Origin of the sequence: Georgenia yuyongxinii (genome assembly GCF_006352065.1) — a bacterium.
Classification (GTDB): Bacteria; Actinomycetota; Actinomycetes; order Actinomycetales; family Actinomycetaceae; genus Georgenia; species Georgenia yuyongxinii.
Genome location: NZ_CP040915.1, coordinates 220,826 through 236,376 on the forward strand (window position 1 = coordinate 220,826; position 15,551 = coordinate 236,376).

The 15,551-nt window shown below is 71.1% G+C and carries 12 protein-coding genes and 1 pseudogene; 6 read left to right on the plus strand and 7 right to left on the minus strand.

Annotated elements, in window-relative coordinates; translation table 11 throughout:
- The first annotated feature begins 72 nt into the window (after positions 1–72).
- Together FE374_RS00935 and FE374_RS20250 are read left to right on the plus strand one after the other, a co-directional pair.
- On the plus strand, positions 73–1,296 hold the full coding sequence (locus FE374_RS00935) for a hypothetical protein (RefSeq protein ID WP_139926826.1): 1,224 nt from the start codon (positions 73–75) through the stop codon (positions 1,294–1,296).
- 255 nt (positions 1,297–1,551) lie between these two features.
- A pseudogene (locus tag FE374_RS20250) lies at positions 1,552–1,851 on the plus strand (ABC transporter permease subunit); the annotation flags it as partial.
- Between the two features lie 86 nt (positions 1,852–1,937).
- Here the strand turns inward: FE374_RS20250 and FE374_RS00945 are convergent.
- Genes FE374_RS00945 through FE374_RS00975 form a run of 7 tightly spaced genes read right to left on the minus strand, consistent with a single transcriptional unit; the run spans position 1,938 to position 10,998 of the window.
- Positions 1,938–4,256, minus strand: a complete 2,319-nt coding sequence (locus tag FE374_RS00945; protein WP_139926827.1) for a molybdopterin-dependent oxidoreductase — start codon at positions 4,254–4,256, stop codon at positions 1,938–1,940.
- 30 nt (positions 4,257–4,286) lie between these two features.
- On the minus strand, positions 4,287–5,744 hold the full coding sequence (locus FE374_RS00950) for an aminobutyraldehyde dehydrogenase (RefSeq protein ID WP_139926828.1): 1,458 nt from the start codon (positions 5,742–5,744) through the stop codon (positions 4,287–4,289).
- Positions 5,745–5,756: 12 nt separating this feature from the next.
- The gene (locus tag FE374_RS00955; RefSeq protein ID WP_139926829.1) at positions 5,757–7,136 is read right to left on the minus strand and encodes an NAD(P)/FAD-dependent oxidoreductase; all 1,380 of its coding nucleotides are present in this window, start codon (positions 7,134–7,136) and stop codon (positions 5,757–5,759) included.
- A complete protein-coding gene (locus FE374_RS00960; RefSeq protein WP_139926830.1) occupies positions 7,133–8,218 on the minus strand; it encodes an ABC transporter ATP-binding protein in 1,086 nt (361 codons plus the stop codon). Before FE374_RS00960 ends, FE374_RS00955 begins: the two co-directional genes overlap by 4 nt.
- On the minus strand, positions 8,215–9,006 hold the full coding sequence (locus FE374_RS00965; RefSeq protein WP_223173604.1) for an ABC transporter permease: 792 nt from the start codon (positions 9,004–9,006) through the stop codon (positions 8,215–8,217). Before FE374_RS00965 ends, FE374_RS00960 begins: the two co-directional genes overlap by 4 nt.
- Positions 8,999–9,892 (minus strand): ABC transporter permease, encoded by an 894-nt coding sequence (locus FE374_RS00970; RefSeq protein ID WP_139926831.1) that lies wholly within the window; start codon positions 9,890–9,892, stop codon positions 8,999–9,001. The genes FE374_RS00965 and FE374_RS00970 overlap by 8 nt, the downstream gene beginning before the upstream one ends.
- Positions 9,892–10,998 (minus strand): polyamine ABC transporter substrate-binding protein, encoded by a 1,107-nt coding sequence (locus FE374_RS00975; RefSeq protein WP_223173605.1) that lies wholly within the window; start codon positions 10,996–10,998, stop codon positions 9,892–9,894. Before FE374_RS00975 ends, FE374_RS00970 begins: the two co-directional genes overlap by 1 nt.
- Positions 10,999–11,204: 206 nt before the next feature.
- Here FE374_RS00975 and FE374_RS00980 point away from each other — a divergent pair, with 206 nt between their 5' ends.
- From FE374_RS00980 to FE374_RS00995, 4 genes are read left to right on the plus strand one after another with little or no spacing between them, the layout of a single operon-like run.
- Positions 11,205–11,840, plus strand: coding sequence for a TetR/AcrR family transcriptional regulator (locus tag FE374_RS00980; protein WP_139926833.1), 636 nt, complete (start codon positions 11,205–11,207; stop codon positions 11,838–11,840).
- A gap of 56 nt (positions 11,841–11,896) precedes the next feature.
- Positions 11,897–13,240: a glycosyltransferase gene (locus tag FE374_RS00985; RefSeq protein WP_139926834.1), complete on the plus strand. Its 1,344-nt coding sequence runs from the start codon at positions 11,897–11,899 to the stop codon at positions 13,238–13,240.
- On the plus strand, positions 13,237–14,526 hold the full coding sequence (locus FE374_RS00990) for a hypothetical protein (protein ID WP_223173606.1): 1,290 nt from the start codon (positions 13,237–13,239) through the stop codon (positions 14,524–14,526). Before FE374_RS00985 ends, FE374_RS00990 begins: the two co-directional genes overlap by 4 nt.
- Positions 14,523–15,518, plus strand: a complete 996-nt coding sequence (locus tag FE374_RS00995) for an SIS domain-containing protein (protein WP_139926835.1) — start codon at positions 14,523–14,525, stop codon at positions 15,516–15,518. Before FE374_RS00990 ends, FE374_RS00995 begins: the two co-directional genes overlap by 4 nt.
- Positions 15,519–15,551 lie beyond the last annotated feature (33 nt).

The window sequence follows — 15,551 nt, forward strand, 5'->3', positions numbered from 1 at the left end:
GACTATGGAATCCGGCTTGGCCCTCTCACAGACACACGCCCTGCACCTTGTGCTCGCGACCAGGGACGCCGAGTGGGTTCGATAAGCGTCGATCAGATCCGCGCGGATGGCACCCTGATCCAGGATGTCGACACCACGCTTAGCCCGAGTCAAAAAGTCAACCTTCTCCTCGACGCCCTGCCTGGGGCGACGGTCGAGAACTACGCCGGCGTACGGCTCGTTCGATTCGCGGACCAAGTCCTCCTGTATAAGCAGGTCACGCACCTAGGGAATCCTTGGCCTGGCTTCAAGAAGCGTATCCAGATCCCAAAGGAATGGCTCGACGTCGAGCGTCAGGCTCGTGCGGACGGCCTGATACCACGGTTCGTCGGCATCTACCACTACGACGGGGTGACCATCTTCGTCGACTTCGACGTCGAGACCTACGTCCAACGCAGGGCCAACAACTCGGCTGCACATGTCGCAACCAACGATCTGTTCCAGGCCCAGACTGCTGGGCAGTTCTCGCGCGTCGACCGCAACGGCAACCGCGTGTCGAGCATCCGAGCTGATGAGTTCGCGACATATCTGCTGGCGGGTTACGAGGAGAAGAACCCGCACATCGACGTCTTCGACCGCTTCAGCGATGCGTTCCTCGACGGGGTCCGGATCGACGGGCTGACCGCCGTGCAGGAGATGTACGCCGCCGACTGGCCCGACAGGTTCCAGAACGAGTGGGCGGGCTTCTACGTCGAGTTCCGACTAAGCAACTACCTCACACAGCACAACCTGCATGAACTGCTCGCGGTCCAGAAGGAGAAGCGCAAAGGCGAGTACGACTACGACCTGCGGTTTCTCAAGAACGGCGCGCTTGAACACTACGGCGATCTGAAGGCCTCGAACATCGCTGTCAACGACTCACCTGGAAACGACGCTGAGAACTTCTTCCGCTGCCTCTCGGAGACGGGTCGCTTTTGGTACGTGATCTTCGAGCACGAAACATGGCACGGGCGCGACAACAGCAACGTGGCTACAATCGCGTGGAACGACTGGCGCCGGTCGGCCGGACACATTGGACATAGCAAGGTCTATGACCCCCTGTCCTATGCCGGGCGTTTCAAGGAGGCCGTGCGGTTCGTCGGAGTGAAGATCCTCGAGGTAAACCAAGCGAACGCCGACAAGGTGCTCGGGCACTTCCAGAAGGACTTCAGGCAGCCCGATGGCAAGCCCCGTAAGGGCAAGGTCATGATCAAGAAGAAGGACATCGACAACTTCCTGATCTACACGAAGTCGCTCGAGGTGTCCAAGGTCATGTAGTGCGCATCGCCTGACCGTCGCGTCTGAGTGTAGTAGCAGTCACCCAACCTCGACACCCCGGAGATGCGCGAGACCCTCACCTGGCTGCGTGGCCTCGTGGAGGACGGCGTCGTGCCGCAGGACTTCATGGCCCCGACATTCGACCCCATGTCTGAGTTCCGCGCCGGACGCATCGCGATCCTGGGCGGAGCGATGGCCGAGCGTCTGGACCTGGTCAACACCTACACCGGGATGATCCTGACCCACGTCGGCTTCATGCTCCCCTTCGCGGTCCTCGTGCTCCACGGCTACTTCCAGAACAGCTGCCCCAAGGAGCTCGAGGAGTCCGCCTACGTCGACGGCTGCTCCCACTTCGGAGCCTTCCTCCGCGTGTTCCTGCCCGTCTCTCGGGCTGGGATCCTGTCCATCGTCTGCGTGGTGTTCCTGCAGATCTGGAACGACTTCATCTGGGCCAGCACCCTGCTCTACCAGGGCGAGAAGGCGATGCTGCAGGTGGGGCTGCGGTCGTTCTTCGGCCAGGGCGGCGCGGTGGAGTTCATGGGCCCGTTCATGGCGGCCTGCGTGCTGACCATGCTGCCCGCCGTCGTCCTGTTCGTCTTCGTCCAGCGGTACATGGGTCTCCGGCCTGGGCAGCGGGGCGCTCAAGGGGTAGTGGGGAGGATCTCCGGAGGGGTGAAGCACCCGACCGTGGGAACCGGCCCGGTCCAGGGCTCGAGCTCGACGAGCGTGGAGCCGGGCGAGGGCCCCTGGGCGAGCCGCGACGTGGCCCGGTCCGACGTGAGGACATTGGGGTTCCCGTGGCGCTCCAGCGAACCCGGCACCCCCGGGTCCTCCGGATCGAACCATGCGCCCGTGGAGAGCACCACGACCCCGGGCCGGACGTCGGTGGTGAGCCGCGCCCCGGCCAGGCAGGCGCCCCGGCCGTTGAACAGGCGCACCACCTGGCCGTCCGTGATGCCCCGGGCGCGAGCGTCGTCGGGGTGGATGAGCACGGGTTCGCGATCGCGCACCTCGGCGGCGCGGCTGTGCGCCGCGTGGTTCAGCTGGCTGTGCAGCCGGGTCCGCGGCTGGTTGGAGACCAGGTGCAGCCCGGGTCCGCGCGCCGCCACCGCGCCGAGCCACTCCTCCGGCTCCAGCCACACCGGATGTCCGGGGCAGTCGTCGTACCCGAACGACGCGACCGTCGCCGAGAAGATCTCGATCCGCCCCGACGGCGTCTCGAACGGGTGCGCCCGCGGGTCCGCGCGCAGCAGCGCGAAGGACCGGTCCGGCACGGGGGCCGGCTCGGGCGTGCTCGCCACCCCGGCCGACCAGAACGTCTCGAAGTCCGGCAATGCGACGCCCTCCGCGGCCAGGCCGTCCCGGGTGCGGGCGTACAGGTGACGCACCCACTGCGCGGCACTGCGCCCCTTGGTGAACTCCTGCCCGTAACCCAGCCGGTCGGCCAGGGCGGCGAAGGCCTCGTGGTCGGTCGGGACGCCCGGAGGCGGGTCGAGCACGCGGTGCATGGCCGTGACGGTCAGGTCCATCATCCCGACGGCGAAGTCCTCCCGCTCCAGCGGCGTCGCCACGGGCAGGACGACGTCGCTGAACCGGGCGAGCGGGTTCCACCACGATTCGTGGCTGACCACGGTGTCGGGCCGCTGCCAGGCGCGGACCAACCGGTTGAGGTCCTGCTGGTGGTGGAACGGGTTGCCACCCGCCCAGTAGACGAGCCGGACGTGTGGGTAGGTGCGCCGCTCGCCGTTGAAGTCGTAGGTCTGCCCTGGTGAGAGCAGCATGTCGGAGATCCGGGCCACGGGGATGGACTCGGTGACCTTGTTCGGTCCTTGCGGGAGCGAGGCGACCTGGTGCCGCCGTGGCCGCACGCCCATCTGCGAGATCCCCAGGCCGCCGGCGTACCCGCCGCCGGGGCGGCCCAGGGAGCCGGACATCGCAGAGAGCACGATGGCCATCCAGTGCACCTGCTCGCCGTGGCGCATGCGCTGGAGCGACCAGCTGACGTTGATGGTGGTCCGTCGCGTGGCGATCCGCGCCGCGAGCGCGGTGAGGACACCGGCGTCGACCCCACAGATGGCCCCAGCCCACCGCGCGTCCTTCGCCACGCCGTCGACGGCGCCGCCGAGGTAGCGCTCGAACCGGTCCCAGCCCACGCAGCAGCGGGTGAGGAAGTCGACGTCGTGCCGGCCCGTCCGCACGAGCTCGTGCGCGAGACCGAGCATGAGCGCGACGTCGGTGCCCGGCCGCGGCGCGATCCACTCCGCACCGAGGAAGTCGGCGGCGTCGGTGCGCAACGGAGAGATGCTGACGAACGCCACGCCGGCGTCCTTGCACCGACGCTGCCATTCTGGCTGCATGTGCCGGCCCACGCCGCCCGCGTTGGCGAAGGCGTTCTTGGGTGCGAGACCGCCGAAGCTCACCACGAGCTCGCCATCGCCGGCGATCTCGGGCCACTGAACGCCGCGCTCGGCGAACGCCCAGGAGTCACCGCCGATAACGTGCGGGAGGATCACCTCCATGGCGCCGGCGCTGTAGGAGTTCACGGAGTCGGTGTATCCGCCGCCCATGCGCAGGAACCGGTGGATCTGGCTCTGCGGGTGGTGGAACCTGCCGGCGCTGCCCCAGCCGTACGAGCCGCCGTAGACGGCGGCGTCGCCGTGCTCGACGCGCACGCGTGCCAGCTCGCGGGCCACAAGGTCGTAGGCGGTGTCCCAGTCGACCGCGACGAACGGTTCCGTGCCACGGGCGCCGCCTGCGGGGCCGGGGCCGCGCTCGAGCCAGGCCCGCCGCACCATCGGCCGGGTGATCCGTAGCGGGCCACGATGGGCGTCGATCAGCCCGTCGCCGAGCCGGTTGGGGGAGGCGTCCTCGCCCACCGGCGTCAGGGTGACGGCGTCGCCCGAGCCCCGCACCTCGTAGCTGCCGAAGTGGGTGGCCGTGCGAAGGTGCTGAGTGCTCATGGGCGTCTGCCTCGGAGGGTGCTCAGGCGCTCACGCAGGGCGGAAGGAGTCGTGGGCCTGCCGGACGGTGTGCTTGATCATGACGTGCTGTGTGACCGTGTACTCCAGCACCGCCTCGTGGCTCATGTCCTTGCCGAAGCCGCTGCCCTTGACGCCGCCATGCGGGGCCTCGGACGCGATCGGCAGGTGGTCGTTGACCCAGGTGACGCCCGCGTGGATCTGGGGCGCCACGCGCAGGGCGGTGGCCACGTCCACGGTCCAGATCGAGGACGCCAGGCCGTAGGCGCTGTCGTTCGCCAGGGCGATGGCCTCCTCCTCGGTGTCGAAGGCATTCATCACGAGCACCGGCCCGAACACCTCGTCCTGGACGATCTCGGCGTCCTGCGCCGCGCCGGTGAGGAAGGTCGGTGGGTAGTAGGCGCCCGGCCCGTCCGGCAGCGACCCGCCGGCGCGCAGCGTGGCGCCCGCCTCGACGGCACGCGTGACGAACCCGTGCACGCGGTCGCGGTGCCCCACCGACACGAGCGGGCCGATGTCGGTGGACTCCTCCCGGGGGTGGCCCACCCGAACCCGGTCCATCTGCTCGGCGACGAGATTGGCGAAGCGGTCCGCGACGGAGCTGTGCACGTACGCCCGGGTGGCGGCGGTGCAGTCCTGGCCGCTGTTGTACGTGGCGGCCATCGTCAGCGCGACGGCCGCGGCCTCGAGGTCGGCGTCGGCGAAGACGAGCGCCGGCGCCTTGCCGCCGAGCTCGAGGTGCACCCGCTTGGTGCTCGCCGCCGCCGACGCCATCACCGCGCGGCCGGCGCCGGGCGACCCGGTGATGGAGACCATCGCCACCCGGGGATCGTGCACCAGGGCCTGACCGACGTCGGTGCCGCCGGTGACGACGTTGAGCACGCCCGCCGGCAGGCCCGCCTCGGCCGCGAGCGCGGCGAGCCGGAGCGTGCTGCGCGGGGTGCTGGGTGCGGGCTTGAGCACGATCGTGTTGCCGGCGGCCAGGGCGGGCCCGATCTTCCAGATGGCCATGACGAGCGGGAAGTTCCACGGCGCGATGCCCGCCACCACGCCGAGGGGGCGGCGCACGAGCATCGAGGTGTAGCCCGCGCTGAATGTGCCCGCGCCGGTGCCGTCCAGCGACCGGGCAGACCCGGCGAAGAAGCGCAGGTTGTCCGCCGCGAACGGCAGCTCACCGTCCCGGAACACGGCCACCGGCTTGCCGGTCTCGGCCACCTCGAGGTCCGTGAGCGTCCCGGCGTCGTTCTCGAGGAGGTCCGCCAGGCGCAGCAGCACCCGTGCCCGCTCCCCGGGGGTGCGGGCCGCCCACGCCGGGAAGGCGGCGGCGGCCGCGTCGACGGCGGCGGTGACGTCGGCGACGCTCGCCTGGCTGACGGTGTCGATCGGGTCGCCGGTGGCGGGGTCGACGAGCAGGGTGGTCTCGCCGGTGCCGGCGCGGGTGACGCCGTCGACGTGGAGTCCGTGTGCCATTTCAGTCTTCTCCTAGCTGGTGAAGCCGACGCCGAAGCGGTCCATGACCTGCAGCAGGGGGCCGCGGCGTCCGGTGCGGTCCTCCCGGGCGAGCGCCGCCCGGGTGACCTGGACGGCCGGCCACCGCAACGGCTCAGGGGGGACGGGGACGGGGCGCTTGCGGACCAGGGACAGGCGGGTGCGCTCGGTCTCACTGCCTGCGAGCGCGTCGAGCGCGACGCGTGCGCCGAAGCGGGATGCGGCCACGCCCAGGCCGGTGTAGCCGACGGCGTACGCCACCCGGCCGCCCAGCGCGGTGCCGAACACGGGCGTGAACCGTGAGGTGGTGTCGATGAGCCCGCCCCACCGGTGGGTGAAGCGGACGTCTGCCAGCTGCGGGAAGGTCTCGCGGAAGTGGCGGGCGAGCAGCTCGTGGGTGCGGTCCCGCTGCTCGCGGCCGGGGGCGGTGGGGCTGCGGAAGTAGTAGACGGCGTCGTACCCGCCCCACAGGATCCGGTCGTCGGAGGTGCGCCGGTAGTAGTGGAACTCGTTGCCGGCGTCGGTCAGCCCCTGGTTCTGGCTCCAGCCGATCGACGCGAGCTGGGCGGGCGTCAGCGGCTCGGTGGCGAGCACGTAGTCCCACACGGGGATGACGTAGGCGCGCAGCCGGCGCAGGAGCGGGTCGAAGGCGTTGGTCGCGATGATGACCTGGCGGGCGTGGACCTCGCCGTGCTCGGTGCGGCAGCGCACGCCGGCGCCGTCGCGCTCGAGCCCGGTCACCGTGGTGGACTCGTGCAGCCGAAGCCCTCGGGCGAGCGCGGCGTCGCGAAGCCCGGCGCACAGGGCGGCCGGGTCCACCAGCCCACCGCCCATGGTGCGCAGGCCGGCGAGGTAGGTCGGGGAGTGCACGTCTGCCTGTGCCTCGTCCCGGTCGAGCAGGTGGGACTCCTCGCCGTACCGCTCGTTCCGCTCGTGGGCTGCGAGCAGCGCCGCCACCTCGTGCGGTCGGGTGGCCATCGTGGTCTTGCCGCACAGCCGGAAGTCCGCGCCGATCCGCTCGGCCCTGAGGAACTCGCCGATCTCGCGCACGTTCTCCCGGCCCAATCGCACGAGCTCGTCCAGCTCGCCGGGCCAGGTGGCCTCGCCGTGGGCGAGCCCGTGGCTGAGGGACTCAGACACGAAGCCGCCGTTGCGGCCCGAGGCCCCCGCCGCCACGTGCGAGGCCTCGAGCAGGATGACGTCACGGTCCGGCGACTCCTCCAGCGCGTGGATGGCGGCCCATAGGCCGGTCAGGCCCCCGCCCACGATGACGAGGTCGGCGGTGGTGGACCGGACGAGCGGGCCGGAGACGGCGGAGACGTCCCGGCCCTCCCACCACACCGGCAGCGGGCGCGCGTCGCCGAGCACGCTCACGCGAGCTCGTCCTGGACGACGACGGCGTCCGCGGCGTTCCAGGAGACGCCGACGGCGGCGCCGCGCTCCACGGTCGCGGCGCCCGGGACGCCCACGAGCAGAGGCGTCTTGAGGCCCGCGACGGCGACGGCGATGGTCGAGCCGCCGCCGTGGAACTGCACGTCGCGGACGCTGCCGCGCAGCAGGCCGCGCTCCGGCTCGTCCAGATGGACCCACTCGGGCCGCAGCACGAGGTGCGCCGGGCCGGTGAGATCTGTCGCCACGGTGCCGGGCAGGGCGCCCAGGTCGCCGGCGGTGAAGGTGCCGCCGGCCGCGGTGCCGGGCACCAGGGTGCTCGAGCCGATGAAATCGGCGACGAACAGGTTGCGGGGGTGCCGGTAGAGCTCGACCGGACTGTCCACCTGCTGGAGGCGCCCCTCGGCCATGACCGCGATGCGGTCGGCCATCGACAGCGCCTCCTCCTGGTCGTGCGTGACGATGACGAAGGTGATGCCGACCTCGTGCTGCAGCCGCTTGAGCTCGAGCTGCATCTCCCCGCGGACCTTGCGGTCCAGGGCGGAGAGCGGCTCGTCGAGCAGCAGCACCTTGGGGCGCTTGACGATCGCCCGGGCCAGTGCGACGCGCTGACGCTGCCCGCCGGAAAGCTGAGCGGGGCGGCGCCCGCCCATGGCTGAGAGCCCGACGGTCTCCAGGACCTCACCGACGCGGCGGTCGATCTCGGCCCGGCGCAGCTTCTCCCGTTCGAGGCCGTACGCGACGTTCTTCGCCACGCTCATGTGGGGGAAGAGCGCGTAGGACTGGAACATGAGGTTGACCGGGCGGCGGTGCGCCGGCATGGCGAGCAGGTCCTCGCCGCCCAGCCGGATGCCGCCGGCGTCGGGCTGCTCGAACCCGGCGATCGAGCGCAGGAGCGTCGTCTTCCCGCAGCCGGACGGCCCGAGGAGAGCGAAGAACTCGTTCTCGCCGATGGATAGGGAGACGTCGTCCAAGGCCGTGACGTCGCCGTAGGCGCGGCTGACCTCGGAGATCTGCAGCAGTGGGCGCACGGCCGTCCGGGTGGGCGTGCCTTCGAGGACGGTCATGATGCGGGCTTCTCCGTTCTACGCACGGCACGGGCCGCGACGACGATCACCGTGACGGTGATGGTGATGAGCACGGTCGCGAGCGCGTTGATCTCGGGGGTGACGCCGGTGCGGACCATCGCGTAGATGGCGATGGGCAGCGTCTGGGTGGTCGGCCCGGCCGTGAAGTAGGCGATGACGAACTCATCGAGCGAGAGCGTGAACACCAGCAGCGCACCCGCCACGACCGCCGGGGCGATCGACGGCAGCGTCACCCGAAGGAACGTGGTGGCCGCGTTCGCGCCGAGGTCGCGGGAGGCCTCCTCCAGCGAGGCGTCCGTACCGTTCAGCCGTGCGCGGACCACCGCGACGACGAAGGCGGTGCCGAAGACCGAGTGGGCGATGAGCACGCTCAGCGTGCCCGTGGGAATGGACGCGAGCGTGAAGAACGACAGCAGCCCGATCGCCAGAACCAGGTCCGGCAGGATCCCCGGCGCCATGGAGGCCGCCTCGAGCGCGGTGGAGCGCACGTGCCGGGCCAGGCCCACCGCGAGCATCGTGCCCAGCACCGTGGAGACGACCGTGGCGCCGACGGCGACGACGAGGGAGGTCCCGAGGGCCGCGATCAGGTCGCCGTTCCGCGCCAGCTCGCCGTACCAGCGGAAGCTGAAGCCGCCCCAGGTGAACGCCGTGCGCGAGGCGTTGAACGACATCCCGATCAGCACGACGATCGGCAGGTACAGGAACAGCCCGCACCCCGCCAGCGCGATCCAGAGCCGGCCCGTCCCGGTGGCCGACGTCCTACGCACGGCGACCACCGCCCTCGATGTGCCGCGCGATGCGGGACTGCACCAGGAACAGCACCACGAGCAAGATGATGAGGATCATTGCCAGCACCGCGCCGAAGGGCCAGTCCCGTGCCCGGAGGAACTGGTCGCGCACGAGCGTGCCCACCATCGAGACCTTGCCGCCGCCGAGCAGCTCGGGGATGACGAAGTTCCCCATGGTCGGCACGAACACGAGGATCCCGCCGATGAGCGCGGCCGGAAGCGTGAGAGGGAACGTCACCGTCCAGAACGTCCGGGCCCGGGTGGCGCCGAGGTTGGCGGAGGCCTCCAGCAGCTCGGGGTCGACCTTCGAGAGGGCGGCGTACAGCGGCAGGATCATCAGCGGCAGGTAGGCGTAGACCATGCCCACCACGACGGCGCCCCTCGTGTAGAGCAGCTCGACCGGCGCGTCGACCACGCCGAGCGCCACCAGGGCGTCGTTGACCAGGCCCTGGCTGTTGAGAAGGACGATCCAGGCGTAGGTCCGGATGAGGAAGTTCGTCCAGAACGGTACGACGACCAGCACGAGGGCCACCGTGCGCCACCGGGGCGGCAGCTTGGTGATCGCGTACGCCGTCGGGTAGCCGATGAGGAACGCGAGCACGGTCGCGAGCCCGGCTACGAAGAGGGAGTCGGCCAGGACCTTGAGGTAGATCGGCTCCAGCGCCCGGGAGAAGTTCTCGAGCGTGAAGGTCCACTCGACGCCTGAGAGACGGCCGCGGGTGGCGAACATGTAGGCCCCGACAAGCAGCACGGGGACCGCTACGAAGACCGTCAGGTACAGCAGGCCGGGCGCGAGGAGGAGGGTCGGCTCGAGCCGGGCGCCGCGACCGCGGCGGCGCCCGGGACGAGCTGGTGATGCGACCATCAGGACGCCGTGACCTCGGTGATGATCTTGGTGTACAGGGACGCAGCGTCACCGACGTCCGTCAACGCCTCACCCTCGAGCATCTCCGGACGGCGCTCGCCGAGGACGTCGTACGTCTTGAGGAGCTCGTCAGGGAGCAGGTCGAGGGCGGCCTGGTTCGGCACGTTGTAGAGAATGTTCTCGGCTGCCCAGGCGTGGTTCTCCGGCTTCAGCACGGTGTCGATGAACGCATACGCGGCCTCCTTGCTCTTGGAGGACTTGAGGATCGCCATGCCATCGACGAACAGGTCGGAGCCCTCCTCCGGGACGACGAACTTGATGTTGTCGTTCTCGGCGGTGCCGTAGTTGCACCAGCCGTCCCAGGCCTCCACCATGACGGCCTCGCCGCTGATGAGCCGCTCGTAGAAGGTGTTGTCGTCGTAGGCGAGCAGGTTGGGCTTGGCCTGCAGCATGAGGTCCTTGACCTCGGCCATCTCAGCCTCGTCCGTGGTGTTGGCGGAGAACCCGAGAGCCTTCTGTGCGGGCAGCACCGCCCATCGGTCGGTGCCCATCATGGTCACCTTGCCCTTGTACTCGTCCGCGGGCGTCAGCAGGTCGTACCAGCTGTTGGGGGCCTCGTCGACGAGATCCTCGCGGTAGCAGATCCCGGTGGTGCCCCAGGTGTAGGGCGCCCAGTAGGTCTCACCGTCGATCACGGCGCCATCGGTGGCCAAGGCGTCGAGCTCGCCCCAGTTCTCCAGGAGTGAGGTGTCGATCGGCTCAAGGAGGCCCTCCTTGGCGAAGGCCTCGAGGAAGGGTGCGGTGCCGAAGATGACGTCGAGGCCGTCGCCGCCGCCGGCGGTGACCTTGGCGACGAGGTCCTCGTTGGTGGCGTGGTGGGTGACCTTGACCGTCGCGCCGGTCTCGTCCTTGACGAGCTCGGCAATGTCCTCGGGCATGTAGGACTCCCAGTTGGACACCACGATGGTCTGCTGGGTGAGGTCGGCGTCGGGGTCGAGGGCGGCGGGCTCGTCAGCGGTGCCACCGCCGCAGGCGGTCAGCACGACCGCTGCGGTGGTCCCGAGAGCCGCGACGGCGGTGCTGCGCCGGAGGAGGGACTTCGTCACGGGGTTCTCCACATCATCGGGGTGGGGCGCGGCGCCAGTGCCAGGCCCTTGGCGCAAAGATTTGCATGTCGGTTCAAAGTTCGCAATGCCCTGACCGCCCCAATTTTTGCCCTTGGCGGGGAAGATCCTGAATTGCCCTTCAATTTCTGTTCGTCCCGTGCCATGCTCTGCGCCACGACTCATCCCCTCCAGAGATGGATCCGGTCATGCCCGTAGGCAGGAAGCAGCGCCGCGAGAGTCTCATCGCGGCGGCGCGGCGTGCCGTCGCGGAGCACGGTGCCGACGTGCGTCTCAAGGACGTCGCCCAGCAGGCCGGCCTCACCTCCGGGGCGGTCCTCTACCACTTCCCGGACATCCAGACCCTGCTGGTCGAGGCGAACCGGGCGGGCATGGAGCGGTTCTACGACGAGCGGCTGCGCACCGTCGCGGCGATTGCCGACCCCGCGGAGAAGCTCGTGGTCACGATCGCCTCCGGCCTGCCGCTCGACGCCGACGACGAGGCGGTCCGGCTGATGTGCGAGCTGGGCGGGTCCGCCGGGCGGTACCCCGTCTACGGCGCCATGCTCACGTCCCTGTACGACCGGCAGGTCTCGATGTACCAGCTGCTCCTCGAGACCGGCGCCGCCGCCGGGGCGTTCGTCCTCGCGCGGAAGTCCCTGGCCATCGCCCGCAACATCGTCGCCCTCGAGGACGCCTACGGCTACCGCATGGTCGCCCGGCATCCCATGATCGACCGCCGCGTCGCGACCGAGCTGATCCTCGACTACGCCCGGCTGGCCACCGGACACCCGCTCGACCGCCCCAGAGTCCGCGCCGACAAACCGACTCACGCCCTCCACTGACCGACCGCCCAGCCTCGCTACAGACCGACCGCCATCCCCACCGACAAGGAGCTCCGATGAAGAAGCTGACCGTCCTGTTCCTGCCCGAGTCCGCCTACGGGCCCACCAACCAGTGCATCGGCCTGGGTGACCTGCTCCTCAAGCGTGGGCACCGGGTGGTCTTCGCGTCCGAGTCCTCCTGGGCCGGCCGGCTGAGCCCGCTCGGCTTCGAGGAGCACCTGGTCGACCTCGCCGAGCCCGACCCGGACGCCGGGGACGAGGATGCCGGGCAGTTCTGGACCGACTTCATCGCCGAGACGGCGCCGGAGTTCCGCAAGTCCACGACCGAGCAGCTCGAGACGTTCGTGCGGCCCACCTACCAGGCGCTCATCGACGGCGCGAAGTACGCCGAGCCGGCCCTGCGCAAGATCATTGCCGAGACCCGGCCGGACGTCCTGGTCGAGGACAACGTGGTGGTCTTCCCCGCCCTCACCACGAGCGGCGCACCCTTCGTCCGGATCGTCTCGTGCAACCCGCTCGAGGTGTCCGGGCCGGACGTCGCCCCGGGCCTTTCCGGCCTCGCGCAGGACGATCCCGCCGCCTGGGAGCCGTTCCGCGCCGAGCTCGAGCGCACCCACCGCGAGATGTGGGGGGCGTTCAACGCCTGGGTCGTCGAGCAGGGCGCCGCGCCCCTGCCCGAGCTGGAGTTCATGCCCCGCGACAACGCGGCGAACCTCTACGTCTACCCCGAGGAGGCCGACTACACCGACCGCCGCCCGCTCGACCCCTCCTGGCACCGCATCGACTCCAGCGTCCGGCTCACCGACGACGCCTACGAGCTGCCCGCCGAAGTAGCCGACCGGCCCGAGGGCAGCGCCCTGGTGTACGTCTCGCTCGGCTCCCTCGGCGGAGCCGACGTCGGGCTGATGCAGCGCATCGTCGACGCGCTCGCGCAGAGCCCGCACCGCTTCATCGTCAGCAAGGGCCCGGTGGCCGAGAACATCACCCTCGCCGGCAACATGGTGGGTGCGGCCACACTGCCGCAGACGAACGTGATCCCGCAGGTCGACCTCGTCATCACCCACGGCGGCAACAACACCACCACCGAGGCCCTGCACTTCGGCAAGCCGATGGTGCTGCTACCGCTCTTCTGGGACCAGTACGACAACGCCCAGCGCATGCATGAGCTCGGCTACGGTGTCCGGCTCAAGACCTACGAGTTCACGCCGGAGGAGCTCAACGGCGCGGTCGAGCGGCTCCTCGCCGACACCGACCTGCGTGCCCGTCTCGCAACGATCGGCGAGCGTATCCGCGCCCGCGACGGGCTCCGCAGGGCGGCCGACATCATCGAGTCCGTCGGCCTGGAGCACGCGCGCGCCCGGGACGCCGGCCTCGAGCCTGCCGGCGTCGCCCAGACGTGACGACGGACCTCCGCGGCGCCGTCGAGCGCGCGTCCTGGGCGTTGCTCCTGCCGGCGCACCGGGCGGACGGCGACGACCAGCCGACCGGCGCCCCCAGGTACCTCGACGCCCTGGACCTGGCGCCCGGGCGGTGGCTGGCGCTCGTCGCCGACGGCCGCGGCCGCACCTATCCGGTGCCCCTGGTCGCGGCCGGCCCGGGCGTGCGGCGCGCCCGGGCCGGCGACGGCGCGGCCGAGGCTCTCGCGGGTCTGCTCGCCGGGGGCAGCCGGGACGTGGGGGCCTTCGCCCTGACCGGCTGGCACGCCGAGCCGGCGACGGGGGAGGCCCCGATCGACGTCGACCAGACGAACGAGTCGGTGGTGCTCGGCGGGCGCGCGGTGGTGAAGTGGACCTTCCAGGCCACGGACGGCCCGCACCCGGCCCCGACGGTCCTCGACCTGCTCGAGCGCGCCGGGTTCACCGGCACACCACGCCCGTGGGGGCTCGTGCAGTGGCGGCCCGCGCGCGAGGCGGCGCCGCGCCTGGTGGCGAGCGTCGCCGCGTACCTGCCGGGCGCCGCCGACGGCTGGACCTGGGCGGTGGCGGACCTGCGCCGGGCGTGCACCGACGGCCCGGCGGCCGTGCGCGCGCCTGGGCGACGGCTCGGTGAGCTTGTCGCGGACTTCCACCTCGCGCTCCTGCCCACGCGCCGGCCCGCCGACGCCGCCGACGTCGAGCGCTGGCAGGCGGAGGCGCTCGCGGACCTGCGCCGCGCCCTCGAGGTGACCACGGGCGCCGAGCACGCACTGCTCGAGCGCCATCGCGACGAGCTCACCGCGGCCGCGACGCTGCCGCTCGAGCTGGCGGGGACACCCATGCTGCGCGGGCACGGCGACCTGCACGTCGGCCAGGTGCTGCGCACGGGCGAGACGTACGCCGTCATCGACTTCGACGGCAACCCCGTGGTGCCGCCCGCGCAACGCAGCCGCGCGCACCCCCCTGCGCTCGACGTCGCCGGCATGACCCAGTCGATCCGCCACGCCGGGCTCGTGCTGCGCAGGCACGACCCCGACCTCGACGCCGCCCGGGTCGAGCAGGTGACCGGGGCGTTCGTGCAGGCGTTCCTCGACACCTACCGGGCGACGCTGGCCGCGGCCGGGCATCCCGACCTGCTGGAGGAGGCGCTGCTGCGCCCGTTCCGCCTGCGGCAGGTGTGCCGGGAGTTCACCTACGCCGCCACGCACCTGCCCCGCTGGGCGTACGTGCCCACCGGCGCGCTGCCGGAGCTCATGGAAGGAAGACGATGAAGCCCGAGGAGTTCCTCGCCGACCTCACCCGCAAGCCCGAGGTGCTCGCCGCCCTGGCCGGGTCGCTGCGCGCGGCCAACCCCTGGGACCACCTGCGCGCGCTGCCCGAGCGGGTAGTCCTGCTCGGGATGGGCTCCTCGGCCTACGCCGCCGGCGTCGCGGCCCGGCGGATGCGGGCGCATGGGCTGTTCGCCGTCGCCGAGCTGGCCAGCAGCGACCTCCTGCCGCGGTGGGGGCGCGGCACCCTCGCCGTCGCCGTCTCCGCCACGGGTGGCTCGAAGGAGACGCTCGACGCGCTCGGCCGGCTGGAGGAGAGCGCCACCGTGGCGGCACTGACCAACGTGCCCGGCTCGCCCCTCACCCGGTCGGCCGCGAGCACCGTGCACATGAGTGCGGAACCGGAGCTCGGCGGGGTGGCCTGCCGCAGCTTCCAGCACACGCTCGTGATGCTCCTGGCGCTGGAGGACCACCTGCTCGGCCGGCCAGGTGACCGGCTGGTGGCGACCGTGGAGAAGGCCGCGGAGGCGACCGCCCATCTGCTCGCGACCGAGGCGGACTGGCGGCCGGCGGTGGCCGAGCTCGTCCTGGGGCCGGTGGGCACGCACGTGGCCGCCCCGGCGCGGCGGCTGAGCTCGGCGCAGCAGTCCGCCCTCATGCTCCGGGAGGGACCACGGCGCGCCGCCGTCGCCTGCGAGTCCGGCGACTGGGCGCACGTGGACGTCTACCTCACCAAGAACACCGACTACCGGCTGCTGTCCTACGCGGGGTCCTCCTGGGACGACGGCATCCTGGAGTGGACGCTGCCGCGCCGCACGACCGTGGTGAGCGTGGGTGGTGAGCTCGAGGGCGCCGCCTACGCGCTGCGATACCCGCACGACGACGATGATGACGTCCGTCTGCTGACCGAGACGCTGGTCGCGGAGCTGGTCGCGGCGCGGGCGTGGCTCGCCGCAGAGGCAGAGGCAGAGGCAGAGGCGGTCGCGGCGGGCTGAAAGGCGTCGCCGCCGTCGTCCACCGGCACACGA